The organism is Caulobacter sp. FWC2, assembly GCF_002742625.1.
Lineage (GTDB): Bacteria > Pseudomonadota > Alphaproteobacteria > Caulobacterales > Caulobacteraceae > Caulobacter.
In genome coordinates, this window is record NZ_PEBF01000001.1 from 3,543,825 (window position 1) to 3,566,572 (window position 22,748).

Annotated in this window: 24 protein-coding genes; 12 read left to right on the plus strand and 12 right to left on the minus strand. The window is 68.5% G+C overall.

Going from position 1 to position 22,748, the window contains the following annotated elements; all coding sequences use genetic code 11:
• Positions 1 to 308 precede the first annotated feature (308 nt).
• From CSW62_RS16990 to fliL, 5 genes are read right to left on the minus strand one after another with little or no spacing between them, the layout of a single operon-like run.
• Positions 309 to 3,182, minus strand: a complete 2,874-nt coding sequence (locus CSW62_RS16990) for a lipopolysaccharide assembly protein LapB (protein WP_099579778.1) — start codon at positions 3,180 to 3,182, stop codon at positions 309 to 311.
• Between the two features lie 9 nt (positions 3,183 to 3,191).
• Complete coding sequence (locus CSW62_RS16995; RefSeq protein ID WP_099579779.1) at positions 3,192 to 4,013, minus strand: MotE family protein; 822 nt, start codon at positions 4,011 to 4,013, stop codon at positions 3,192 to 3,194.
• On the minus strand, positions 4,010 to 4,615 hold the full coding sequence (locus tag CSW62_RS17000; RefSeq protein WP_099579780.1) for a DUF6468 domain-containing protein: 606 nt from the start codon (positions 4,613 to 4,615) through the stop codon (positions 4,010 to 4,012). Before CSW62_RS17000 ends, CSW62_RS16995 begins: the two co-directional genes overlap by 4 nt.
• Positions 4,612 to 5,757: a flagellar motor switch protein FliM gene (gene fliM / locus CSW62_RS17005; protein WP_099579782.1), complete on the minus strand. Its 1,146-nt coding sequence runs from the start codon at positions 5,755 to 5,757 to the stop codon at positions 4,612 to 4,614. The genes CSW62_RS17000 and fliM overlap by 4 nt, the downstream gene beginning before the upstream one ends.
• A gap of 26 nt (positions 5,758 to 5,783) precedes the next feature.
• Positions 5,784 to 6,410 carry a flagellar basal body-associated protein FliL gene (fliL, locus tag CSW62_RS17010; protein ID WP_099579784.1) on the minus strand — a complete coding sequence of 209 codons (627 nt, stop codon included), beginning with the start codon at positions 6,408 to 6,410 and terminating at the stop codon, positions 5,784 to 5,786.
• Positions 6,411 to 6,636: 226 nt separating this feature from the next.
• Between fliL and flgF the strand changes: the two genes are divergently transcribed.
• From flgF to CSW62_RS17035, 5 genes are all read left to right on the plus strand, one after another.
• Positions 6,637 to 7,374: a flagellar basal-body rod protein FlgF gene (flgF, locus tag CSW62_RS17015; protein WP_099579786.1), complete on the plus strand. Its 738-nt coding sequence runs from the start codon at positions 6,637 to 6,639 to the stop codon at positions 7,372 to 7,374.
• 12 nt (positions 7,375 to 7,386) lie between these two features.
• The gene (flgG, locus tag CSW62_RS17020; protein WP_099579788.1) at positions 7,387 to 8,175 is read left to right on the plus strand and encodes a flagellar basal-body rod protein FlgG; all 789 of its coding nucleotides are present in this window, start codon (positions 7,387 to 7,389) and stop codon (positions 8,173 to 8,175) included.
• A 4-nt stretch (positions 8,176 to 8,179) separates the two neighbouring features.
• A complete protein-coding gene (gene flgA / locus CSW62_RS17025) occupies positions 8,180 to 8,959 on the plus strand; it encodes a flagellar basal body P-ring formation chaperone FlgA (protein ID WP_099579790.1) in 780 nt (259 codons plus the stop codon).
• 15 nt (positions 8,960 to 8,974) lie between these two features.
• Positions 8,975 to 9,709, plus strand: a complete 735-nt coding sequence (gene flgH, locus CSW62_RS17030; protein ID WP_099579792.1) for a flagellar basal body L-ring protein FlgH — start codon at positions 8,975 to 8,977, stop codon at positions 9,707 to 9,709.
• 142 nt (positions 9,710 to 9,851) lie between these two features.
• Positions 9,852 to 10,319, plus strand: coding sequence for a hypothetical protein (locus CSW62_RS17035; RefSeq protein WP_199170626.1), 468 nt, complete (start codon positions 9,852 to 9,854; stop codon positions 10,317 to 10,319).
• An 11-nt stretch (positions 10,320 to 10,330) separates the two neighbouring features.
• Here the strand turns inward: CSW62_RS17035 and dxs are convergent, their stop codons facing one another.
• The 5 genes from dxs to CSW62_RS17060 form a co-directional block, all read right to left on the minus strand.
• Entirely contained in the window at positions 10,331 to 12,253 is a 1,923-nt protein-coding gene (gene dxs, locus CSW62_RS17040; protein ID WP_099579796.1) for a 1-deoxy-D-xylulose-5-phosphate synthase, read from the minus strand.
• Positions 12,254 to 12,270: 17 nt separating this feature from the next.
• Complete coding sequence (locus CSW62_RS17045; RefSeq protein WP_099579798.1) at positions 12,271 to 13,173, minus strand: polyprenyl synthetase family protein; 903 nt, start codon at positions 13,171 to 13,173, stop codon at positions 12,271 to 12,273.
• Positions 13,173 to 13,427: an exodeoxyribonuclease VII small subunit gene (locus CSW62_RS17050; protein WP_099579800.1), complete on the minus strand. Its 255-nt coding sequence runs from the start codon at positions 13,425 to 13,427 to the stop codon at positions 13,173 to 13,175. The genes CSW62_RS17045 and CSW62_RS17050 overlap by 1 nt, the downstream gene beginning before the upstream one ends.
• A 109-nt stretch (positions 13,428 to 13,536) precedes the next feature.
• Positions 13,537 to 14,196, minus strand: coding sequence for a histidine phosphatase family protein (locus tag CSW62_RS17055; protein WP_099579802.1), 660 nt, complete (start codon positions 14,194 to 14,196; stop codon positions 13,537 to 13,539).
• A complete protein-coding gene (locus CSW62_RS17060; RefSeq protein ID WP_099579804.1) occupies positions 14,193 to 15,113 on the minus strand; it encodes a histone deacetylase family protein in 921 nt (306 codons plus the stop codon). Before CSW62_RS17060 ends, CSW62_RS17055 begins: the two co-directional genes overlap by 4 nt.
• Before the next feature lie 16 nt (positions 15,114 to 15,129).
• On the opposite strand from CSW62_RS17060, the gene CSW62_RS17065 reads away from it, so the two are divergent.
• The gene (locus tag CSW62_RS17065; RefSeq protein WP_099579806.1) at positions 15,130 to 15,666 is read left to right on the plus strand and encodes a GNAT family N-acetyltransferase; all 537 of its coding nucleotides are present in this window, start codon (positions 15,130 to 15,132) and stop codon (positions 15,664 to 15,666) included.
• 66 nt (positions 15,667 to 15,732) lie between these two features.
• The gene (locus CSW62_RS17070) at positions 15,733 to 16,911 is read left to right on the plus strand and encodes a VWA domain-containing protein (protein WP_099579808.1); all 1,179 of its coding nucleotides are present in this window, start codon (positions 15,733 to 15,735) and stop codon (positions 16,909 to 16,911) included.
• 26 nt (positions 16,912 to 16,937) lie between these two features.
• Here the strand turns inward: CSW62_RS17070 and CSW62_RS17075 are convergent, their stop codons facing one another.
• Complete coding sequence (locus tag CSW62_RS17075) at positions 16,938 to 18,341, minus strand: hypothetical protein (RefSeq protein ID WP_099579810.1); 1,404 nt, start codon at positions 18,339 to 18,341, stop codon at positions 16,938 to 16,940.
• A 14-nt stretch (positions 18,342 to 18,355) separates the two neighbouring features.
• Positions 18,356 to 18,703 (minus strand): helix-turn-helix domain-containing protein, encoded by a 348-nt coding sequence (locus CSW62_RS17080; RefSeq protein ID WP_099579812.1) that lies wholly within the window; start codon positions 18,701 to 18,703, stop codon positions 18,356 to 18,358.
• Positions 18,704 to 18,862: 159 nt separating this feature from the next.
• Here CSW62_RS17080 and CSW62_RS17085 point away from each other — a divergent pair, with 159 nt between their 5' ends.
• From CSW62_RS17085 to CSW62_RS17100, 5 genes are all read left to right on the plus strand, one after another.
• Entirely contained in the window at positions 18,863 to 19,834 is a 972-nt protein-coding gene (locus CSW62_RS17085) for a glycosyltransferase family 2 protein (RefSeq protein ID WP_099579814.1), read from the plus strand.
• Between the two features lie 142 nt (positions 19,835 to 19,976).
• Positions 19,977 to 20,645: a TetR/AcrR family transcriptional regulator gene (locus CSW62_RS17090; protein ID WP_099579816.1), complete on the plus strand. Its 669-nt coding sequence runs from the start codon at positions 19,977 to 19,979 to the stop codon at positions 20,643 to 20,645.
• A 45-nt stretch (positions 20,646 to 20,690) separates the two neighbouring features.
• Positions 20,691 to 21,566: a transglutaminase family protein gene (locus CSW62_RS17095; RefSeq protein WP_099579818.1), complete on the plus strand. Its 876-nt coding sequence runs from the start codon at positions 20,691 to 20,693 to the stop codon at positions 21,564 to 21,566.
• Between the two features lie 31 nt (positions 21,567 to 21,597).
• Positions 21,598 to 21,744, plus strand: coding sequence for a hypothetical protein (locus CSW62_RS26620; RefSeq protein WP_199170627.1), 147 nt, complete (start codon positions 21,598 to 21,600; stop codon positions 21,742 to 21,744).
• A gap of 118 nt (positions 21,745 to 21,862) precedes the next feature.
• A complete protein-coding gene (locus CSW62_RS17100) occupies positions 21,863 to 22,741 on the plus strand; it encodes a hypothetical protein (RefSeq protein ID WP_099579820.1) in 879 nt (292 codons plus the stop codon).
• Positions 22,742 to 22,748: the final 7 nt, after the last annotated feature.

Genomic DNA, 22,748 nt, shown 5'->3' on the forward strand with positions numbered 1-22,748 from the left:
TATGACAACGTTGTCATGACATGCCTGCGACGGAAAGGCAAGCGGTCGGGGACCGCAAGCCCCTACGGGCGCAGGGACCGACCCTAACTAGGCTAAACGTCCGGACCCCGCCACAAGACCAATCCGCTTTCGACGGGTGAATTTTCGATGACGCGGGCCAAAGCGAGACAGTCGTGCCTCGACATCCCGCGCGAAGGGCGGTTTCGGGAAAGTCCCTGCCCTGCAAGAGCGCGACAGCGGAAAGTGAGCGCCGGTTTCGGCGCCCGTCGCGCTCTAGGCTAGTATATAGCTAAGCCTGCTTGGCAGGCTTAGCGGCCAGCGCGTGCGGGCGATCCGGCGGGCTGGCCGGTGCGGAACCTGTCCTTCATCCGGCCGATCCAGCCGTTGAAGGCCTCGTTGTCGGCTGTGACGCGGCTGAAATCCGAGGCCGACAGCGATTCGACGTTCATGCCCTGCAGGGCGACGCGCAGGCCGTCGGGATTGCCGGCGCTGTCGATGAAGCCCGACCAGCGCGCGCGCAGCCGGGCTAGCGCGGCGTCGTCGTCCGCCAGGCTGTAGGCCACGGCCGAGCGCAGCAGGCGGGCCTCGTCCCCCGCGGTCAGCGCGCCCGGGGTCTTGAAGCGGTCGCCCAGCGAGCGTTCGTACAGCGCCCCGGCCGTCGGCCAGGTGTGCTGCTTCCAGGCGATCTCGGCGCGAATCTCCTGGCCGTCGCGGCTGTTGTCCTTGTCGATCAGTTCGAGGGCGTCGTCGAAACGGCCCAGCCCCATCAAGGCGCGGGCGGTGGCCAGTCGGCGCTCGGCGTTCAGGGCCGGCGGCAGGATGGTCGTGCGCGTGTCGTTGATCGCGGCCAGAGCGTCCTCCGGCTTCTTGTTCATCAGGTAGATCCAGGCCAGGTCCGTGGCGACCTGGGCCTTGGGCACGCCGTTCAGACGGTTGTCGACCTGGTATTTCAGCAGCTTGCCGGCGTCGTCCAGCAGGTCGACATCGACCAGGCGGCGCACCAGGTTGCGGACCATCTGGTCGCCGTCCGCGCCGATCGGGGTCAGGTCCTGGAAGTCGTAGAACAGGCCCACGGCCTGGACCGGCTGCATGCCGTCGGCCAGGCCTTGCAGGAACAGCTGCCGGAAGGTGTTCGACAGGTCGTTCTGCAGCGCCACGGCTTCCGGGCGGTCCGGCAGCTGGCGGCCGGCCGAGCGCAGCACTTCCAGCGCCTCGCGATAACGGCCCTGGTCGATATAGAGGCGGCCCAGCGAGCGGATGACCTCCAGCTCGACGCCGTCGCCGCGCCAGCGATAGCGCAGCTGGTTCAGGGTCTCGGCGGCCTTCTGGGCGGGGATCTGGCCCTTGGCGTAGCCCAGTTCGGTGGCGTGCAGCATGGCCGGGGTGGCGATGCGGTCGTACGGGGCCTTGGCGATGGCCTCGAACATGCGCCGGGCGCGGACCTTCTCGCCCTTGGCTTCGAACGCGCGCGCCTGGGTCAGTCGGATGTCCAGCTGGTCCTCGAGCGGGACCTTGGGCACGGCCAGGGCCTTGGCGATGAGCTGCATGGCGCCGGTCACGTCGCCGACGCCCAGCGCCGCCTGGGCCTGGGCGTGCAGGAAGCGCGCGCGCCAGATCGGCGGGAACAGATCCAGGGCCCGGCCGCCGCCGGTGAACTTGGCGCGGGCGTCGGCCCACTGGCCCTGCCTGGCCGAGATATAGCCGCGCCACATCGCGCTGGACGGATCGTCGGCCAGCACCGGCGAGGAGAAGTCGGCGTCGGCCTCGGTCAAGCGGCCGGCGAACACCTTGGCCACGCCGCGCAGGCCGCGGAACTCGGCGTCGCCCAGCAGGGTCTGGTGCTTGCGGCCCGCCGCGTTCAGCACGCCAATGGCCTCGAACGACATCTGTGAGCCGACCAGGAAGCGGGCCAGCGACATGCGCGCGGCGCGGTCGCTGTCCTTACCCTCGCCATCCGGCGCGGCCGCGACGGCGCTTTGCAGGGCGTTGTAGCGCGCCAGGAAGCCGCCCGAACCGGTCTTGGGCCAGTTGTCCAGGTCGATCAGGGCGGGCATCGACATCGGCTGCGGCGCGCCGGCGGCGGCCTCTTCCGGCGGGGTGCTGGCCGAGATCGGCGACAGGATCAGCCCCTTGGGACGACCGATGCGCAGCAGGTCGCCGCTGGCCTGAACCACGAGGTCGCCGGCATAGGCCTCGGCGGCCAAGCCCTGCGCCGATTGCAGCAGGGCCATCTCGACATATTCGCGGCGCGACGGCAGCCCCTTGGAGGGCGCCAGGGCCGGGGCCACCATCAGCTTGTCGCCGACGGCGGGATCGTCGACCCAGACCGGCTTGGTCACGCCCGAGACGGTGGCTGACAGGGTCGCCGGACGCACGCTTTCGTCACGCGCCACCCTGACGACGTCCGGCGTCGCCTGCGTGCCGGCGCCCAGACTGATCTTCCACAGCCCGCCCAGCCCTTCGGCGACATAGGGCGTGCCGGACGGTGTGACGATGCGCAGCGCCGTGTAGTCCGCGCCCTTCAGGGCCTGGATCTTGGAATAGCGCAGGCTGGACGATGGCAGCTTGGAGATGTCGAGTCGCGCGGGGGTGTCGAACACGATCCAGACCGCCTCGCCGCGCCGGAAGACGGCGGCGCCGGCCTGGGCGGCCCACTCGAACGACAGCGTGACCTGCTGGTCCTGGCGGTCGAAGCCGACCTTGACCACGCCGCCCGCGGGCATCGGGTTGGGACGGCCGATCGGCGCCGCGGGCGCGGGCGTCGGACTGGCCGGCGGCGCGCCGGGACGGGCGAACAGATTGACGAAGTCAACACCATCGGCGACGCCCAGACGGGCGTCCGCGTCATCCGTCAGTGTAATGACGATCTCGAGCGCGCCGTTGACGTGGCGGGCCTCCGCGGCCTTCAGCCAGCGCGGCGGCGCGATCTTCAGGGTCGAGATATCGGGGTTGGCGTCGCGGCTGAACCGCAGCACCAGGGTCTGGCCTTCGCGACGGGAAACAAGCTTCGCGGCGCCGCTCCAGTGGAACTCGATGCGCGAGAAGTCAGCCGCCTGCGCCACGCGCACGTCCAGCGACGCGCGCGCGGCCGGGGGCGGCGGCGCGGCGTAGGCGGACGGCGCCAGAGTCCCCGCGATGACCGCGGCGGCGACGCTGGAGCGCAGGAGCTCGCGAAGGTTCATGGGCCTCCCTTAACCGGCCTTCTTGAGGGGCGACTTGGCCTTGGGCGCGGCGGGATCCGCGGCGCCAGCCAGACCCGCGTCGGCCTGTTGCTTGTTCGGCGCGGCGCCGGGGGCCGCCGGCGCGGCGACATTGTCCGCGATCGCGGCCTTGCCCTTCTCGACAGCCGGATTGGCCATGCGCGAGGCCAGGCGCTCGGTCAGGATCTTGGCGTCGCCGGGGCTCATGTTGGCCAGGATCTGCGACAGGGCCCGTTCCTTCATCTTGGCGGCGATGGGCAGGCGGACCTCGTCCGACAGAAGGGTCATGCGGGCGGCGGCGTCCTTGGGCTTCATGCCCTGATAGACCGTGACCAGGCGATCGACCTCGGCCTGCTTCTGGGCGTCGACCTGGCCCAGCAGGCCCGAGATGTCGCCCTTCAGGCCGGTCAAGGCCTTCATCTTGGCGTCCAGCTTGGCCTCGGCGGCGGCCAGCAGCTGCAGTTGGACGTCGATGTCCTGCTCGCGCTGGTCCAGCTGGCCGCGACGGGCGCCCAGGCTCTGCAGCACGCGCAGCTCGGCGGGCGAGAGGCCGGCTTCCTTGGCCAGGGCGTCGGCGGACGGGGCGCAGACGCGCGGCGGCGGCGCGTTGGCGGCGGCCGGCTGGCCAGCGCCTTCGGCCGACGGAGCCTCTTCGCCGCCCTTGGCGTCCTTCTTCTCGGCGACGCCTTCGGCGAAGGCTTTCGCCCCGCTCACCAGATCGGGCAGCGACTTCGCGCCGGCCATGGCGTTGATCGCCAAGACGCCGCCGACGGCAACGCCGACCAGGGGGAGGATGCGCGGAACGTTCTTCATCGGCGGGGAGCCCTGGGGTTGGCGGACGAGCTGTCGCTCGGTCCGTCGAAGAGGTCATCATCGATCCGCGCGCGTGAACGCGGCGTTTCGCTGGTCATGTTTGGCGCCACGCCTGGGCGCGAGGCCGGGCGCGGAAGGGGTTCGCCGCGGGCGGCGCGCTCGACGCGGTCCTCGCGGTCCAGCAGACGTTCGAAGTCGGCGGCCGACAGGCGGCGCTCCTCCTGCGGCGTGGGGGCTGGCGGCGTCTCGCGGCTCAGGCGCGGCGCGGGACGCTCGGCCGGGGCTTGCGGCCGCGGCTTCGGCGCCAAGGTCGGCGCCGACGGCGGACGATCGATGATCTCGCCCAGCTGGGCGGCCAGGGCCTGAGCCCGCTCGATCCGCATCGCCAGGGTCTCGGCGGCTTCGTCGGTGGCCGCGCGCAGGTCGGCCAGGCCCTGTTCGGCGCGGGCGGCTGCATGATCCAGGTCGGCCACGGCCTTGGCGAAGCCCTCGTGGCTGTCGCGCAGAGCCTTCAGACGACGCTCCAGGCGCCAGCCGAAGATCAGCGCCGCGATCAGCAGCACCGCCAGGAACCCGTTCATGGCAAAGGCGACGAGGCTCATTTCAGCTTCTGCACGGCCTTCTTGGCGGCGGGCGTCAGCGGCGCCTCCGCCCGCACGGCGATCGAGTGGTTGCGACGGCCCATGCGGCCGCGCGTCAGCGGAATGGCCCCGGCGCGCAGCTCGACCAGGCTGTCGGGCGTGGCGTTCAGCATCAGGGTGTCGCCGATCTGCATGTTCAGGACGCGCGACAGCGGCACCTGCTGCTCGTCGAGCACGGCGCGAACCTCCATCTGGGTGGTCCACAGCTCGGTGGCCAAGTGGCCTTCCCAGATGTTGTCGCGGCCGAACTTCTCCCCCATGAACTGCTGCAGCAGCATCTTCCGGATGGGTTCGAGCGTGGCGTAGGGCAGCAGCAGCTCGATGCGGCCGCCGCGATCTTCCATGTCGATACGCAGCTTGACCAGGATCGCGGCGTTGGCCGGCCGGGCGATGGCGGCGAAGCGCGGGTTGGTCTCCAGGCGGTCCAGCGTGAAATTGACCGGATGCAGCGGCTCGAAGGCGCTCTTCAGGTCATGCAGCACCACCTCGATCATCCGCTGCACCAGCACGCGTTCGATCGTGGTGTAGGGACGGCCCTCGATGCGCATCGCAGCCGTGCCGCGACGACCGCCCAGCAGCACGTCGACGATCGAATAGATCAGGTTGGAGTCGACCGTCAGCAGGCCGTAGTTGTCCAGTTCCTCGGCCCGGAACACCGCCAGGATGGCCGGCAGCGGGATCGAGTTCAGATAGTCGCCGAAGCGGATCGAGCTGATGTTGTCGAGGCTGACCTCGACGTTGTCGGACGTGAAGTTCCGCAAGGACGTCGTCATCAACCGCACCAGGCGGTCGAAGACGATTTCCAGCATCGGCAGGCGCTCGTAGCTGACCAGCGCCGAGTTGATGATGGCGCGGATGCCCGTCCGGTCCTCGCCGCCATCGCCGGAGAGATCGAAGCCCAGCAGGCTGTCGATTTCGTCCTGGTTCAGGATGCGTTCGGAACCGGGCTCGCCGCCGCCGCCGTCATCCCAGCCGCCCATGCCGCCGGAGAAATCGCCAAATTCATTGCCGCCGGCCGCAGCGTCACCTTCACCGAAGGCGCCTTGAGGATTTTGCGAGGCCCATTGGGCCATCGCGGCCTGATCGTCGGTTTCGTCCGCCATGATCGTTCGCCCAACCAGCCCGAAGGCTAGTTGATCAGCATCTCCTCGATGAGGACCGCATTCACCTTGGCCGGCGCAGCGACCAGGTTCACCCGACGCAGCAGCTCGTAGCGCAGCTGATAGGTGCCCTGGCTGCCGTTCAGGTCTTCAGGGCGCAGTTCGCGCAGGAAGGCCTGGAACATGTCCTGCAGTCTGGGCAGATTCGGCGTCAGCTCTTCGGCCGTATCTTCGTCCGGCAGCTCGAAGGTCAGCTTCAGCTTCAGGAAGGTCGACTTGCCGTCGGCGGTCTGCATGTTCACGACGATGTCGGGCAGGGTGTAGAAGACCACGCCGTCGGGGCCTTCCTTGATCACAGGCGCAGGACCGCCGGCCGCGGCCGCGCCGCCCTCGCCTTCCTTCTTCTCGCCGTGGCCGCCCTTTTCTTCCTTCTTTTCCTTCTTCTTTTCCTTCTTTTCGGCCCCGTGCTCGCCCGCCTCGGCGGCCGGCTTCGGCTTCATCAGGAAAAAGGCCGCGGCGCCGCCGCCACCCAGGACGAGGACGCCCGCGGCGATCGCGATGATCAGGATCGGCGGCTTCTTTTTTGCCGGAGCTTCGCCCTCGGCGCCGTCTTCGCCTTCGGGAGCCGGAGCTTCCTTTTCGGGTTTCTTGGCCACGCGCGCGTTTCCTTGGAATCTATACCCCGTACTCATGCGGGAGCATGGTTAACGATGTGTTTTTGAGGCCATTTGGTCGCAGGCTGAATCTGCCCGGCAGACTCCGACCCACACCCCGCCGTTAACCTTCCTATTCGTTGATTTAGAACGACTTTCGGCGTTGGCACGAAGGTTGCTTCAAGGGTTTCGGCGCATTTGTCGCGCCAGCCGCCCGAGTTAACTCGCCATGGACAACGCGCTCTACGTCGGCCTCTCGCGTCAGATGACGCTGCGCCGCCAGCTCGACATCGTGGCCAACAACATCGCCAACGCCAACACCACTGGCTTCAAGACCGAGGACCTGATGGTCCGCACGGAACAGGCCAAGCCGGCCAAGACCCTGGATGGCGCCTCGCCGGTGAAGTTCGTGCTGGACGACCGCGTCGCCCGCGACTTCACGCAGGGCGCCATGACCAAGACGGGCGGCGATTTCGACATCGCCATCGAGGGGACGGGCTTCTTCCACGTCCAGACCGCCGGCGGCGATCGCTATACCCGCGACGGCCGCTTCACCACCAACCCCGAAGGCCAACTGGTCACCCAGGCCGGCGCCCAGGTGCTGGACGACGGGGGCGGCCCGCTGCTGATCGACCCGACCCTGGGGCCGGTTTCGATCGGCAAGGACGGCACGGTCAGCCAGGGCGCGGTTCGCGTCGGCCGCCTGGCCGTGGTCCGCCCCGACAGCCTGGCCTCGATGGCCAAGGATGGCGACAACCTCTACCGCAACACGACCAACACCACCCTGCAACCCGCACCGGACGCCCGCGTCCACCAGGGCATGCTGGAATCCTCGAACGTCCAACCGGTTGTCGAGATCACCAAGCTGATCGAGATCCAGCGCGCCTACGAGGGCGTCGCCAAGATGATGGACAACACCGCAGAACTTTCGCGCAGCGCCGTCGAGCGTCTGGGCAAGCTGAATTAAGGGGCCTAGCCGATGCAAGCTCTCCGCACCGCCGCTTCGGGCATGTCAGCGCAACAGCTGAACGTCGAAGTCATCTCCAACAACATCGCGAACATGAACACCGTCGGCTTCAAGCGCCAACGGGCCGAGTTCCAGGACCTGCTCTACCAGCAGGTGGAGCGCGCCGGTTCGCAGTCGTCCAGCGACGGCAGCATCGTCCCGACGGGCGTGCAGGTCGGCGGCGGCGTCAAGGCCGGCTCGGTCTACCGCATCACCGAGCAGGGCACCCCGACCCTGACCGACAACCCGCTGGACGTCGCGATCCAGGGCAAGGGCTACCTGCAGATTCTGCTGCCGTCGGGCGAGACGGCCTATACCCGGGCCGGCAACTTCTCGACCAACGACCAGGGCCAGATCGTCACCGAGGACGGCTACACCGTCCAGCCGGGCATCACGGTCCCGCAGAACACCACCGACATCACGATCAGCAAGACCGGCCTGGTGCAGGTCAAGCTGGACGGCCAGCCGCAGCCGCAGACCATCGGCCAGCTGCAACTGGCCACCTTCATGAACGAAGGCGGCCTGGAGCAGATCGGCGACAACCTGCTGCTGGAGACCGCCGCCTCGGGCGCCGCCAACCTCGCCGCCCCCGGCCAGCCGGGCTTCGGCACCCTGCTGCAGCACTACACCGAAGCCTCGAACGTCGACGCGGTGACGGAAATCACCTCGCTGATCACGGCCCAGCGCGCCTACGAGATGAACTCGAAGGTGATCACCACGGCCGACCAGATGCTCCAAGCCACCTCGCAGCTACGGTCGTAAGCGCATGAAAGCCTTCCTCCTCGCCGCCGCCGCCACGCTGGTGATCAGCGCCCTCTCCGCCCCCGCCCATGCCGGCACGCCGGTCAGCCTGCGCCTGGACACCACCGACGCCGACCGCCGTATCACCCTGGGCGACCTGTTCGACGGCGTCAGCGGCCCCGCCGCCAACATCGTCGTCGCCGCCCGCCTGGGTCCGACGGCCGTGCTCGAGGCCGGCCAGGTTCAGGTCTCTGCCCGCCGCGCCGGCTTCGACTGGACCAACAGCAACGGCATCCGCCGCATCATCGTCCGCGAGGGCCAGGACTACGGCGGCGTCGCAGCCGGCGGCAAGACCCTGGCCGGCGCCGCGCGCGGCAATGTGGAAGTTCTTGCCTACGCCCGCAGCCTCACGGCCGGCGAAATCGTCCAGCCTCAGGACCTCGTCTGGGTAAAGATGGCCGGCGCCCCCATGGACGCGCCCCGCGACGCCGACGCCGTGATCGGCCTGGCCGCCAAGCGCCCCCTGCGTGAAGGCGCCGCGGTCCAGAGCCGCGACGTGGCCGCCGCCCAGGTCATCAAGACCGGCGACCTGATCAACGTCACCTATGACGACGGCGGAATTTCCCTTTCGCTTCAAGGCAAGGCCATGGCCGCGGCCGCGACCGGCGACGTCTTCGCCGTCCAGAACACGCTCTCGAAGAAAGTCATCCAGGCCGTCGCTACGGGTCCTGGCTCCGCAGCGGTCGGTCCGCAGGCCCAAGCCTTGCAAGCCCGCTCGCAACCCGTCCGTTTCGCCGCTCGCTAAGAGGTCATCCACCCCATGCGTCGCCCCGTCATCATCGCCGCCGCCCTCCTGCTCGCGCCGCTGGCCGCCTGCTCCACCGTAACCGAAGCCGTGAAGGGTCCGCAGCTGGCCCCGGTCGGCTATCCGGCCGAACTGGCCCCGATGCAGCAGCAGTATGTCTCGGCCCGCGAGCCCGCCCCGCAGGCGGCCTCGGCCAACTCGCTGTGGCGCGTCGGCGCCCGCGCGTTCTTCAACGACCAGCGCGCCAGCCGCGTCGGCGACATCGTCACCGTCATGATCGACATCGACGACAGCGCCAGCACCAAGAACCAGACGGCCTCCTCGCGCACCGCGAACATGAAGGCCGGCGTGCCGAACTTCCTGGGCCTGGAGTCCAGCCTGGGCAAGGTCCTGCCGGGCGGGTTCGATCCGGCCAACGCCATCAACACGAACTCGGCCACCACCAACGCCGGCGCCGGCAGCGTCCAGCGCTCGGAAAAGATCAGCCTGACGATCGCCGCCGTGGTCAGCCAGGTCCTGCCGAACGGCAACATGGTCATCCAGGGCACCCAGGAGGTCCGCACCAACGCCGAGCTGCGCCAGCTGACCGTGGCCGGCATCGTGCGTCCGGAGGACATCTCCTCGGCCAACACCATCAAGCACACCCAGATCGCCGAGGCCCGCATCAGCTACGGCGGCCGCGGCGACATCAGCCGCGTGCAGAAGACCCCGGCCGGCCAGTCGCTGGTCGAGAAATTCTCGCCGTTCTAGGCGCGACATTCGGGCGGAAAGATCCAAGGCCTCTCATAGGCCTGCAAGATCGTCGGGCGCGGCTACCGGAAGGTGGCCGCGCCCGATGCGTTTCAGGAGCCATTCAGGTTCAGGCTGCGTTGATTGGGGCGAGGAGAGCTTCATGGGACGCCGCATCACCGCCTTCGCCGCTCTGGGTCTGGCCGCCGCCCTGGCCGGCTGCGCGCATGAGAAGGTCGCGGTGGACGGCTATCGCTGGGCCTATCTGGCGGACGACGCCGAAGCCCCTCGCCTGGCCTATGGCCGCCCCAACTCCGATGACGTCGTACTGATGATCAGCTGCCGCCCGGGTCAGGATCAGGTCGACGTCTCGGCCGTGGGCCTCACCGGCGGCGAGATCGTCCTGGCCTCGGGTCGCACGGAGAGCCGCTTCGCCGCCGCCAAGGTCGATGACGCGCTGAGCCAGGGCGGCTTCCTGGAAGGGCGCGGCAAGGCCAGCGCCCCGGCGTTGGACGGCTTCCGGAAATCAGGCGACCTGGCTCTTCTGACGAAGGGCGAACGCCACAGCCTGGCGGCAGACTCTGCCGACCGGGGTCGCGTCAGGGCGTTCTTCAAGGCGTGCGGGGTTTAAGCCCACCGAGCTTACGCCCGACGGCCAGCCCCCGCCGCGCTGACATTGTCCATGCCCATGGCCGACAAGGCCCCGCGCAGTATGCCCTCGGCGTCGAGACCGGCCTGGGCGTACATGACGTCGGGCTTGTCCTGGTCCTGGAAGACGTCGGGCAGGCACAGGGTGCGGATCTTCAGGCCGCGATCCAGCGCGCCGTGCTGGGCCAGCGCCTGCAGCACGAAGGCGCCGAAGCCGCCCATCGAGCCCTCTTCCACGGTGATGATCGCCTCGTGCTCACGCGCCAGGCGCAGCAGCAGGTCCAGGTCAAGCGGCTTGGCGAAGCGGGCGTCGCAGACGGTGGCCGACAGGCCGCGCGCGGCCAGCAGATCGGCGGCCTTCAGGCTTTCGGACAGGCGCGTGCCGAACGAGACGATGGCGACGCTGGTCCCCTCGCGGACGATGCGGCCCTTGCCGATCTCCAGCGGCTCGGCGATCGCCGGCATCTCCAGGCCCAGGCCCTCGCCGCGCGGATAGCGGAAAGCGCTGGGGCGGTCATCGATCTCGGCGGCGGTGGCGACCATTCGGGCCAGCTCGACCTCGTCGGCGGCGGCCATCAGCACCATGCCGGGCAGAGCGCCCATGAAGCCGATGTCGAAGCTGCCGGCGTGGGTCGGGCCGTCGGCGCCGACCAGGCCGGCGCGGTCCATGGCGAAGCGCACCGGCAGACCCTGGATGGCGACGTCGTGGACAACCTGGTCGTAGCCGCGCTGCAGGAAGGTCGAATAGATCGCCGCGAACGGCTTCATGCCGTCGGCGGCCAGGCCGGCGGCGAAGGTCACCGCGTGCTGCTCGGCGATGCCGACGTCGAAGGTGCGGTCCGGGAACGCCTTCTGGAAGATGTCCAGGCCCGTGCCCGAGGGCATGGCGGCGGTGATGGCGACGATCTTGTCGTCGCGCTGCGCCTGCTTGACCAGTTCCTGGGCGAAGACCTTGGTGTAGCTGGGCGGGCCGGCGGCCGGCTTGTGCTGCTGGCCGGTGACCACGTCGAACTTGGCCACGGCGTGCAGCTTGTCCTCGGCCCCCTCGGCCGGGGCGTAGCCCTTGCCCTTCTGGGTGACGCAGTGGACCAGCACCGGCTTGTCGCCGAAGGCCTTGGCGTTCTTGAGCACGCTGACCAGGGCGTCCATGTCGTGGCCGTCGATCGGGCCGATATAGTAGAAGCCCAGCTCCTCGAAGAAGGTGCCGCCGGTGACCATGCCCCGGGCATATTCTTCCGCCTTGCGGGCCGCTTCGCGCATCGGCGTCGGCAGCTTTTCGACGACGGTCTTGCCCAGCTTGCGCACCGAGCGATAGGCGCCGCCCGAAACCAGGTTGGCCAGGTAGGCGCTCATGCCGCCCACCGGCGGGGCGATCGACATGTCGTTGTCGTTGAGGATGACGATCAGGCGCTTGGTGGTGTCGGTCGCCGCGTTCATGGCCTCATAGGCCATGCCGGCGCCCAGCGAGCCGTCGCCGATCACGGCGATGACGCTGTTGTCCTCGCCTTTCGCGTCGCGCGCGGCGCAGAAGCCCAGGGCCGCCGAGATCGAGGTCGCCGCGTGGGCCGCGCCGAACGGGTCGTATTCGCTCTCGGCCCGCTTGGTGAAGCCCGACAGGCCCCCGCCCTGGCGCAGCGTCTTGATGCGATCGCGACGGCCGGTGAGGATCTTGTGCGGATAGGCCTGGTGGCCGACATCCCAGATCAGGATGTCCTTGGGCGTCTCAAACACGTGGTGCAGGGCCACGGTCAGCTCGACCACGCCCAGGCCGGCGCCCAGGTGGCCGCCCGTCACCGACACCGCGTCGATCATCTCGGCGCGAACTTCCGCCGACAGCTGTTTCAGCTCTGGGAGGGAAAGCCCTCGCGTGTCAGCCGGCGAGGCGATCGAGTCTAGCAAGGGTGTGTTGGTGGGCATGTTTGAAGAAAGCGCGGTCAGTTCCGGCGGTCCAGCACGAAATCGACGCTTTCGCGCAGATGTCCGGCTCGTTCGCCAAAGATTTCAAGATGGGAGCGGGTCTGGTCGGCCAAAAGCGCCACGCGCTCTTTCGCCGCGTCCAGTCCCAGCAGGGTGACGTAGTTGGCCTTGCCCATGGCGGCGTCCTTGCCGCCGGTGGCCTTGCCCATGGTCTCGGGATCGCCCTCGGCGTCGAGAATGTCGTCGACGATCTGGTAGGCCAGGCCCAGGTCCTGGGCGAAGGCCATCAGGGCGGCGCGCTCGGATTCCTTGGCGCGGGCGATGATCAGCGGGATCTCGAACGCGAAGGCGATCAGGGCGCCCGTCTTCAAGCGCTGCATGCGGGCGACCGCGCCCAGGTCGTCGCGGACGCCCAGAATGTCGATCATCTGGCCGCCGGCCATGCCCTTGGCGCCCGAGGCGATGGCCAGCTTGCGCACCAGTTCCGACCGCACATGGCCGTCGTCGTGGGTGTCGGGGTGGGCCATGATCTCGAAGGCCGCCGTCTGCAGGGCGTCCCCCGCGAGGATGGCGGTGGCCTCGTCATATTGCTTGTGCACGGTCGGACGCCCGCGGCGGACGTCGTCGTCGTCCATGGCCGGCAGGTCGTCATGGACCAGGCTGTAGGCGTGGATGCATTCCAGCGCGCAGGCCGCGCGCAGAACCGGCCGCTCGGGCAGGTCGAACATCTTGCCGGTCTCGAGCGCGAAGAACGGCCGCAAGCGCTTGCCCGGCCCCAGGGCCGCGTAGCGCATGGCTTCCGTCAGGCGCGTTTCCGGACCATCGCTGCGGGGCAGCAGTTCGTCGAGCGCCACGGTGACGATGTCAGCGGCCTGGACGATCCGCTTCTCAAGATCACTGGACGGACGCGAACTCGCCATCAGTTGAACTCGGCCGGCTCGGCGGCGACGGCGCCGCCCTGACCCAGGACGATCTTCTCGACCTTCAGGCGCGCGGCCTCCAGCTTCTTCTCGCAGTGGGCCTTCAGGGCCGCGCCGCGCTCATAGATGTCGATCGACCGCTCCAGCGGAGCTTGGCCCGACTCCAGCTCGGCCACGATCCGCTCAAGCTGCGCCAGGGCTTCTTCGAAGCTCAGGGCGGAGATATCGGCGGGATTGCTGGCGGCGTCGGTCATTTCAACTCTCAGGTGAACAGGCGTGAGCCTAGTGTCCCGGGCCGACGCGAGCAACGGCCTAGAGCCTGGGCGTGGTTAAGGGAAGAGGGTTTGCGAGATCGGTGACAGATCAGCCGCGGCGGAAGCGCTTGAGGCTCCAGTAGGCGTGACCTTCATCAAGCAGTTTCGTCAGCCCACGCGCCTTCAGCGCATCGGCGATCATCCAGTTGAAGAAGCCGTGAGCCACGAGCAGTACGTCCTGGCCCTGGTCGGACAGCGCCACCAGCCGGTCGGCGGCCTTGCCGGCCCTGACCTCGGCTTCGGCGCGGGTCTCCTGGCCGCCGTGATTGTTGAAGAACCACCACCAGAAGCGGGCGAAGAAACCCAGGCGCTTGGGCGACATCCGCAGCCACAGCGGCCAGGGCGGCGGCGGCAGCGGGGCTTCGATGAAGGTCTCATCGGTGGTGAAGGTCCGCTCGCCGACCACCGCCTTGGCGGTCTCGATGGCGCGGCGGCGGGTCGAGACGATGATCACGTCCGCGTCACGGGCGATCTGGATCAGCCCGTCCGGCGGGGTCTGTCCGTCCTTCAGGCCGCCCACCTCGTAGCGCGCCCACCAGTCGCCGTATTCAGGCGCATTGAGGCGGACCTTGCGCGACAGGGCGGGCTCGCCGTGGCGGGCCAGGGTGACGGTCCCCGACTTCACGGGCGAGGACGCTTGGTCGGCGATGGTGACGTCGGCCATGTTGAAGAGAAGTCGGTGGGCCCAGCGGCCTTTCCGTCCCCTCACCCCTCCTGAAGAGCGCGCACATGCGCGGCGGCGGAACGCCCCAGCGCCTGGAGGTCGTAACCGCCCTCGAGCGAGGACACAACCCGGCCCTTGGCGCGGGCGTTGGCCACCGAGACGATCGCCCGCGTCGCCCAGGCGAAATCGTCCTCGTCCAGGCTCTGGGCCGACAGCGGATCGCGGACGTGGGCGTCGAAGCCGGCCGAGACGATCAGCAGCTCGGGCGCGAAGGCGTCGACCTTGTCCATCAGCCCCTCGAATCGCGACCGCCACAGTTCGCGCGGCGCATGCGGGGCCACCGTGGCGTTGGCGATGTTGCCCAGACCGGTCTCGGACGGATCGCCGGTGCCCGGATAGAGCGGCGACTGGTGGATCGAGGCGAAGAACACGGTCGGGTCGTTCTCGAACACGGCTTGTGTGCCGTTGCCGTGGTGGACGTCGAAGTCGACGATCGCCACCCGCTTCAGCCCGGCCGCCTGGGCCGCGCGGGCCGCCACGGCGACGCTGGAAAAGACGCAAAAGCCCATGGCCACGCCCGGCTCGGCATGATGTCCCGGCGGCCGCACGGCGCAGAATGCTCGCCTGGCCTCGCCCGCCGCCACGGCTCGCACCGCCGCGACGCTGGCCCCGGCCGCGCGACGGGCGGCCGCCAGGCTGCCGCTCGACATCACCGTGTCGGGGTCCAGCGCCAGCCGGCCCGACCTGGGCGCGGCCTCGAACACGGCGTCGACGAAGGCCTTGGGATGCACCCGCAGCAGGTCCTCGACCTCGACCAGCGGCGCATCCAGCGCCTCCAGCGCCAGATTGGGATCATCGTTCAGGGCGTCGATCACGGCGCGCAGGCGCTCTGGGCTCTCCACGTGGCCATGGCCGGGCTGGTGGTCGAGCATGTCGAGATGGGTATAAAGCGCCACGGTCATGCGAGGATTCTAGACCTTGAACGCTGCTCAGACCATCCGCCCGTCTTCCATTCGCCGCGCCACGATCGACGACGCCGACACCGTGTCCAGCCTGGGCGCGCGCACCTTCACGGAAACCTTCGCCCACCTCTATCCGCCCGAGGACCTGGAGACCTTCCTGGCCTATGCCTACGGCTTGGAGCGGACCCGCAACGACCTGGCCCATCCCGACAAGGCGACCTGGCTGCTGGAGGACGAGGACGGCGAGGCCATCGGCTACGCCCTGGCCGGACCGTGCGACCTGCCCCATGAGGACGTTGAGCCCGCCCATGGCGAGCTGAAGCGGGTCTATGTGCTCAAGAGCCACCAGGGCGGCGGGCGCGGCTCGGCGCTGCTGAACACCGCCCTGGACTGGCTGGAGAAGGACGGCCCCCGCCCGCTGTGGATCGGCGTGTGGTCCGAGAACTTCGGGGCGCAGAAGCTCTATGGCCGCCTGGGGTTCGAGAAGGTCGGCGAGTACCACTTCCCGGTCGGGGAGACGCGGGACCTGGAGTTCATCCTGCGGCGGGGATGAGGCTCGGCATTGCGTCGCGATTGAGAACCCTCCATTCTCCCGAACATCTGTTCGAAAGCCGCGCCGATGTTCCTTCGCTTCTTCTCCGAGCTCCGCCAGGCCAAGGTGCCGGTGAGCCTGCGTGAATACCTCCTGCTGATGGAGGCCCTCGACAAGGACGTCATCGATCGCAGGATCGAGGATTTCTACTTCCTGTCGCGCGCCAGCCTGGTGAAGGACGAGAAGAACCTCGACAAGTTCGACCGCGTGTTCGGCCACGTCTTCAAGGGGCTGGAGACCGTCAATGACGGCCTCGCCGCCGATATCCCGGAAGAGTGGCTCAAGGCCCTGACCGAGAAGTTCCTGACCGACGAGGAGAAGGCTCAGATCGAGGCCCTGGGCGGCTTCGAGAAATTGATGGAGACCCTGCAGGAGCGGCTGCGCGAGCAGCACAAGCGTCACGAGGGCGGCAACAAGATGATCGGCTCGGGCGGCACCTCGCCGTTCGGCAACAACGGCTACAACCCCGAAGGCGTGCGCATCGGCCAGGACAAGAGCCGCCACGGCCGCGCGGTGAAGGTCTGGGACAAGCGCGAGTACAAGAACCTCGACGACTCGGTCGAGCTGGGCACCCGCAACATCAAGGTCGCCCTACGGCGCTTGAGGAAGTTCGCCCGCACCGGCGCGGCCGAAGAGCTGGACCTGAACGGCACCATCAAGGGCACGGCCGAGAAGGGCTATCTGGACATCCAGCTGCGGCCCGAGCGCCGCAACGCCATCAAGGTGCTGATCTTCTTCGACATCGGCGGCTCGATGGACGGCCACATCAAGCTCTGCGAGGAGCTGTTCAGCGCCGCCAAGACCGAGTTCAAGAACCTGGAGTTCTACTACTTCCACAACTGCCTCTACGAGACCGTGTGGAAGGACAACAAGCGCCGCAACACCGAGAAGATCCAGACCTTCGACGTGCTCCACAAGTTCCCGGCCGACTACAAGGTGATCTTCGTCGGCGACGCGACCATGAGCCCGTACGAGATCACCTATCCGGGCGGCAGCGTCGAGCACTGGAACGAGGAGCCCGGCGCGATCTGGATGCAGCGGGTCACCGACATCTACCAGAGCTGCATCTGGCTGAACCCGACGCCGGAACGGCACTGGGACTACACCCAGTCGATCGGCGTGATGAAACAGATCGTCTCCGACCGCATGTATCCGCTGACCATCGACGGCCTGGACAAGGCCATGCGCGAGCTGGTTAGGGGCTAGAGCCCCAGCTAGACGGGGGACAGGCTCTAACGCCCGGTCGTCGTATCGCCGTAGTGGCCGGCGTCCGCAGTCGGCTGGCCGATCAGCGGCACTTCGGGCGGCGCGGTGTGGTCGTTGGCGATCGTCGTCCCGATCCGGAAGGTGGCGCTGGCGGCCCCGCCGAGCAGGATGAAGACGTCTTCTTTTCCGTCACCGTCGATATCGAAACCGACGCGAGTCCCCGACACCGCCGCACTAACGTCCGTCGCCTGCGCGAGGGTGGTGTCGTTCAGCACCTCAATCTGCGTCCCCAGCACGTTGCTGACGGCGGCGGTGCTGACCACGGTCACGTGGCCGTCGCCCATCACGGCCAGGTGGTCGCCCTTGGCGGCCGTGTAGTCGAGCACCACGCCGAGCAGCGCGGCGGTCTTGTCGGCCGGTGGCGCGGCGGAGATCAGGAAGGTGTCGGCCCCGGCCCCGCCCTTGGCGACCACGCGGGCGTTCATGACGATGCGATCGGCGCCTTCGCCGCCCTCCAGGTGATCGACCTCGCCCTTCGGCGCGCCGCGACCGTCGATATAGTCGTCGCCCGCCCCGCCCCGGATCGTGTCCGCGCCGGCCGTGCCATACATGACGTCGTTGCCAGAGGATCCCACCATGACGCTCTTGGTGGCGGCGAAGCCCTGGTTGCCCACGTCTTCGACGACCGCCCTTTCGTCCGCAGCAGCCGGCGCTTGAACGGGGCTCGGAGCCGGCGCCGGCGCCGGCGGAGCCTGCTCGCCGGTCAGATGGGCGATCTTGAACACCGACAGGCCCTGGGGAGCCTCGCTCGGCGCCTGGACCACGATCGACCCGGCGCTCTCCGGCTTGATCGCCGCCGGCGCCGCCGCTGCCTCGCCCGTCGCCGCGGCCGGCGTATGCGCCGGGGTCCGGTCGGCTTCGAGGTTCAGGGCGGCGACCAGCCTGGAGGCCATCGTCTGAAGGGCCGGATCATCGATGCGCGGCAGGTTGTCGAAGGTCAGGTGGCCCGCCTGGCCCAGTTCGGCGCCGCGCAGCTCGAGATAGAGACCGACGGCGATGACCAGCGACAGGAAGGACTGGGCCTCGCGGCTGGACGGATTGAAGGCCACGACCGTGCCGTTCTGTTCGGTCATGCTCGAGGACAGCACCTGGCGCAGCGCGCCCCACAGGCTGCCCACCTGGTGGAACATGTCGATCGCCGCATCGTGGACGACGAACTGGCCATCGATGCGGGCGACATGGACCAGGACGTCCTGGTTGGAGTCGGTGACCACGTACCAGGGGTCGCCCGAGTCGGTCTGGCCGAAGATCCCGTCGACCTCGCCATAGGCCGTCTCCAGCTGCTGCGTCAGCAGCATCAGCAGGCCGCGCTCGTTGGCGGACCAGTCGCTGGCCGGAGGCCGCGGGCTGAAGGCTAGGATCTCACCCATATTGTCGTCGCTCGTCAGGCCTGGGCCGCCCGTTCGGTCACGACCGGCTCAGCCTCTTCGGCGGCGCCGTCGAACAGAAGCCGGTACAGCTCGGGTTCGTAATATCGCAGCAGGGTGCGGGCGAACTGACCGGGATCAAGACCCAGGCTCTCCGCCCAGACGGCTTGAGCCTCGATCGGAACGCGACCAAGACCGTTCTCAACCTGCGAGACGAAGGTGTAGTAACGCAACCCGGTCTTCTCGGCCAGTTCCGCCTGCGTGAGGCCCGCGGCCTCGCGCGCGGCCTTAAGCCAGCGCCCCGCTTCGCGGCGCAGGGTCTTGGTCAGGGCCGCCTTGGCGGGATTCATCGCCGTTCTGGACATTGCAAAGCCGCTTCCTCGCCCACTACGCGGGCGCTGCCCTAGTTGTTACACAATGCGTAAAAACGCAACAATCGATCGCCGGTCTCGCTGTGAGGCCTTGCGGATCATCTTCGACCCACATACAGTTTTTATGCAACTATTTTGAATGCATCGGGCCGCATGTACGTTTCGATCGACCCCGCCCCCTTTCGCACCGCAGCCCCGCTGAAGCAGGATTGGGCCATCCGCCCGCGCCTGTCGCTGATCATGGTCGTCTACATGACCGGTCCGGCGCTGATGGAGAGCGTGCGCTACGCCCTGGCCGAGCCTCGGGTCGAGGAGTTCGTGATCGTCGACAACGGCTCGTCCCTAGCCGACGCGGCCTGGCTGCGCGATCTGGCCCGCCGCGAGCCGCGCGTGCGCCTGCTGCAGGGGCTGGGTAATATCGGCTTCGCCCGCGCCGCCAATCTGGGCGCGACCTCGGCGAAGGGCGAGGAACTGGTCTTCCTCAATCCCGACGCCTACCTGACCCCCGGCGCGGTGGCGGCCCTGTCCGACGCCGCCCGCGACCGCCCCTCGCCCTGCGTGATCGGGGCCAGGGTGTTCAATACCGACGGAACCGAACAGCGGGGCGCGCGGCGCGGCGAGATCACGCCCGTCACGACCCTGCTCAGCCTCTCGAAGCTTAGCGCCCTTCTGCCCCCGCTGCGCCGCTTCGAGATCCACCGGGAAAGCGAAGCCCCCCCTTCGCACCCGGTGGACACCCCTACGATCTCGGGCGCCTGCTTCTATATGCGGGCCGCCGATTTCCAGGCTCTCGGCGGCTTCGACGAGGGCTATTTCCTGCACGTCGAGGACGTCGACCTGTGCTGGCGGGCCCGCAAGACGGGCGGCAGCGTGCTGTTCCAGCCCGCCGCCCGCATCGTCCACGTCGGCTCGACCAGCAAGGAGAACCCGCTGATCGTCGAGTGGCACAAGGGCAAGGGCCTGGTGCGCTATTTCCTAAAGCGCGCCGACAGCCTGCCGCGCAAGGCCCTGGCCGTGCTGCTGGCGCCGCTGATCCTGGGCGTCGCCGTGGGCCGGCCGTTGCTGCGCCAGCTGCGGCGCGGTCGGATGGGCCGCCCCGTCGCGCGCCTCGCCGCCGCCGGCTGAACGCCCGCGATCGGGCGGAGCGTCACGCGCTTGACGGAAAATGCCACAAACAACCCTCGATCCGCGTTCGGACGATGATCTTGACGCTTGCGCCAAATTCGAACGCCCGTAAGACTTCCCCACGGGTAAAGGGGAATATGTAGTGAGTCCGACCACCGACGCCGCCGCTTCTAACGAAGTCGAGGCCGCCGAGACCGAAGCCGCCACCAAGAACCTGGTCTTCGTGGCCGCCGAGCGCCTGTTCGCGCTGCACGGTTTCCAGAACGTCTCCGTGCGCGACATCACCGCCGCCGCCGGCGTGAACCTGGCCTCGGTGAACTACCACTTCGGGTCCAAGGACGCCCTGCTGTTCGAAATCTTCCGGCGTCGCACGGCCGAGCTCAACCGCGAGCGGGCCAAGATGCTGCACGAGGCCAACGACCGTAACGACGGCAGCCCGCCACTGCGCGAGATCCTCGCCGCCCTGCTGACCCCGCCCCTGCGCTGGCTGGCGCCCGACCACGAGCGCCGCATCTCGCTGCAGTTCCTGATCCGCGCCCGCAGCGAAGGCACCGACGAGATCCGCGCCGTGCTGAAGACCGACGTCTCGCACCTGCGCCGCTTCTCCGACGCGCTGCTGAAGGCCCGTCCGGACCTGTCGCCGGAAGAGGTCTACTGGCGGCTCCACTTCACCCTGGGGATGCTGCACAACAACCGCTTCGCCGAGTTCGACCGCCTGAACGTGCTGTCGGAAGGCCAGACCAGCGAGGCCGACGTCGTGGCCCTGCTGGACCGCATGCTGGCCTTTGCCGAGGCCGGCTTTCTCGCCTAGCTCATAGGCGGAACGGTCTCCCGGCCGGCGCGTTGTCGCTCTGGCATGGGACGGCTGCGGATCCTTCACGAGACCCGATACTATTATGAACGGCCGGTGCGGTTCGGACCGCAGCGGCTGATGATCCGCCCGCGCGACAGTCACGCCCTGCGTATCGTCGAGGCCAGCTTGCGCCTCTTCCCGCCCGGCGGCACGCGCTGGAGCTACGACGCGAACGGAAACTGCGTCTGCATCTTCGAGCCGACCGGCGAGGCCGACGCCATGCGGGTGGCCAGCGAACTGGTCATCGACCGCTACCCCGCCCCGCTGGCGCCCCAGCGGATCGAGAACCCCGACACCCTGACCCCGATCGTCTATTCCCGCGAGGATCGGACGACTCTGGAGCCGTTCATCGCGCCCGTCACCGATGACCCCGACGCGGTGCTGCTACGATGGCTGCGGGGCCTGCAAGGCCATCGCGATGAGCCGGCGCTGGCCTTCCTGCTGCGCGTCAACGAACTGATCCATCAGCAGTTCGAGTACCGAAATCGCTACGAAGAAGGCGTTCAAACGCCGGTCGAGACCCTGCAGAAGCGCAGCGGCGCCTGCCGCGACCTGGCCTGGCTGATGGTCGAGGGCCTGCGCCGCCTCGGCTACGCGGCCCTGTTCGCCACCGGCTACATCCACTCGCCCGGCGCGACGATCCGCGGGGCTGGGGCGACCCACGCCTGGTGCGAGGTTTTCCTGCCGGATCTTGGCTGGCTGGAGTTCGACCCGACCAACGGCCTGGCCGAGTCGCCGGATTTGATCCGCGTCGCCGCCACCCGAACGCCGGCTCAGGCGTTACCCGTCTCCGGGGCGATCATCGGCGACCCGGGCTCCGCGCGTCTTCACGTCTCCGTGGAGGTGCGCCTAATCGATCCGATCAACCAGGTGGCGTGATAGAATGAGTGTGCGTACGGGAGGAAAAGCCATGACCAGCGGCTTCCAGAACCAAGACCCCATGCGGAACGTCTGCTTCCCGAAATCGGAGCCCAAGGCTCAACACGGCCAGAAGCCCGACCAGGACTGCCTGAAGGTGAAGGAACGACGGACCTTCGAACCCAGACCGGGGCACTGAATTGTAAAAAAGCGTGAACACGAGGGCCTTCCGCCACCCCTGCCACGCGAGCGACCTATACAGACACCCGCGGCGCCATTAATTTTTGACGCCAGGGGAATGGGGGAGCACTGCAAACATGCGGCGCGTCGCGCTCGGATGTCTGTTGGCGACGGCTGGTCTTGCGGTGGTAAGCGCCGCGACCGCCCTGTCGACTCGCGCCCCTGAGGAATTCAACCAGACCCTGACCTTGGCTGGCGGACCTGGGGCCGGCGCATCTGAAGTCCGCGCCCCGGTTGACGATCCCGACGCCCCGATCGCCACGGCCCGCTACGGCGGCGAGCGTTCGCGTGTCGCCGTCCCCGCGGTCGTCGCCGCCGAAACCCACGCCGTTCCCGCCGTCGCCATGATGGCCCTGGCCGGTGGCCCCCAAGACGTCGGCCTCGCCGGCGCCGCGCCGGCCGTCGCCCTGGCCGTCGCCACTTCGCGGACCCCGCCGCCGCCCGCGCCGGTCGCCGCCCCCGCAGGTCCATCTGCGCGGATCCTGGCCGAGGTCTCGGCCGCCCCTCACCGTCCGGTGCTGGCCCTCACGCGGGTCGAGCATCGCCGCCCGGCCGGCAAGATTCTGCAGATGCAGGTTGACGACCAGCCTCTAGCCTTCACGCCGATGGGCCTGCAGTCGGGCGCGGTGAAGCGCCTGACGCTGAACGCCTCGAACCTGATGTCCAAGGCCAGCGCCTCGGCCGAGGACCTGCGGCGCGGCCGCTGGATGCTGTACGCCGCCAGTTCGGGCAAGGCGTATGGCCTGAACCTGATCCGCGACACCTTCGGCGGCTGGCGCAACGCCGGCTACAGCGAAGAGAAGATGGCCCGCTTCGGCAGCCGCCAGATCGGCCTGGGCTATCGGAAGGGCAACAGCCTCATCTCGCTGAGCGCCACCCGCCGCAAGCTCAACTCGATCGACTATTCCAACAAGGACACGGTCTTCGGCGTCAGCGTCTCGGTGCGCGGCCGCTAGGCCGCCC

Coding starts and splice junctions, on each gene's coding strand:
- CSW62_RS16990 (WP_099579778.1), bottom strand. CDS start 3,182: ATGAACCTTCGCGAGCTCCTGCGCTCCAGCGTCGCCGCCGCGGTCATC.
- CSW62_RS16995 (WP_099579779.1), bottom strand. CDS start 4,013: ATGAAGAACGTTCCGCGCATCCTCCCCCTGGTCGGCGTTGCCGTCGGC.
- CSW62_RS17000 (WP_099579780.1), bottom strand. CDS start 4,615: ATGAGCCTCGTCGCCTTTGCCATGAACGGGTTCCTGGCGGTGCTGCTG.
- fliM (WP_099579782.1), bottom strand. CDS start 5,757: ATGGCGGACGAAACCGACGATCAGGCCGCGATGGCCCAATGGGCCTCG.
- flgF (WP_099579786.1), top strand. CDS start 6,637: ATGGACAACGCGCTCTACGTCGGCCTCTCGCGTCAGATGACGCTGCGC.
- flgG (WP_099579788.1), top strand. CDS start 7,387: ATGCAAGCTCTCCGCACCGCCGCTTCGGGCATGTCAGCGCAACAGCTG.
- flgA (WP_099579790.1), top strand. CDS start 8,180: ATGAAAGCCTTCCTCCTCGCCGCCGCCGCCACGCTGGTGATCAGCGCC.
- flgH (WP_099579792.1), top strand. CDS start 8,975: ATGCGTCGCCCCGTCATCATCGCCGCCGCCCTCCTGCTCGCGCCGCTG.
- CSW62_RS17035 (WP_199170626.1), top strand. CDS start 9,852: ATGGGACGCCGCATCACCGCCTTCGCCGCTCTGGGTCTGGCCGCCGCC.
- dxs (WP_099579796.1), bottom strand. CDS start 12,253: ATGCCCACCAACACACCCTTGCTAGACTCGATCGCCTCGCCGGCTGAC.
- CSW62_RS17045 (WP_099579798.1), bottom strand. CDS start 13,173: ATGGCGAGTTCGCGTCCGTCCAGTGATCTTGAGAAGCGGATCGTCCAG.
- CSW62_RS17050 (WP_099579800.1), bottom strand. CDS start 13,427: ATGACCGACGCCGCCAGCAATCCCGCCGATATCTCCGCCCTGAGCTTC.
- CSW62_RS17060 (WP_099579804.1), bottom strand. CDS start 15,113: ATGACCGTGGCGCTTTATACCCATCTCGACATGCTCGACCACCAGCCC.
- CSW62_RS17070 (WP_099579808.1), top strand. CDS start 15,733: ATGTTCCTTCGCTTCTTCTCCGAGCTCCGCCAGGCCAAGGTGCCGGTG.
- CSW62_RS17075 (WP_099579810.1), bottom strand. CDS start 18,341: ATGGGTGAGATCCTAGCCTTCAGCCCGCGGCCTCCGGCCAGCGACTGG.
- CSW62_RS17080 (WP_099579812.1), bottom strand. CDS start 18,703: ATGTCCAGAACGGCGATGAATCCCGCCAAGGCGGCCCTGACCAAGACC.
- CSW62_RS17085 (WP_099579814.1), top strand. CDS start 18,863: ATGTACGTTTCGATCGACCCCGCCCCCTTTCGCACCGCAGCCCCGCTG.
- CSW62_RS17095 (WP_099579818.1), top strand. CDS start 20,691: ATGGGACGGCTGCGGATCCTTCACGAGACCCGATACTATTATGAACGG.
- CSW62_RS26620 (WP_199170627.1), top strand. CDS start 21,598: ATGACCAGCGGCTTCCAGAACCAAGACCCCATGCGGAACGTCTGCTTC.
- CSW62_RS17100 (WP_099579820.1), top strand. CDS start 21,863: ATGCGGCGCGTCGCGCTCGGATGTCTGTTGGCGACGGCTGGTCTTGCG.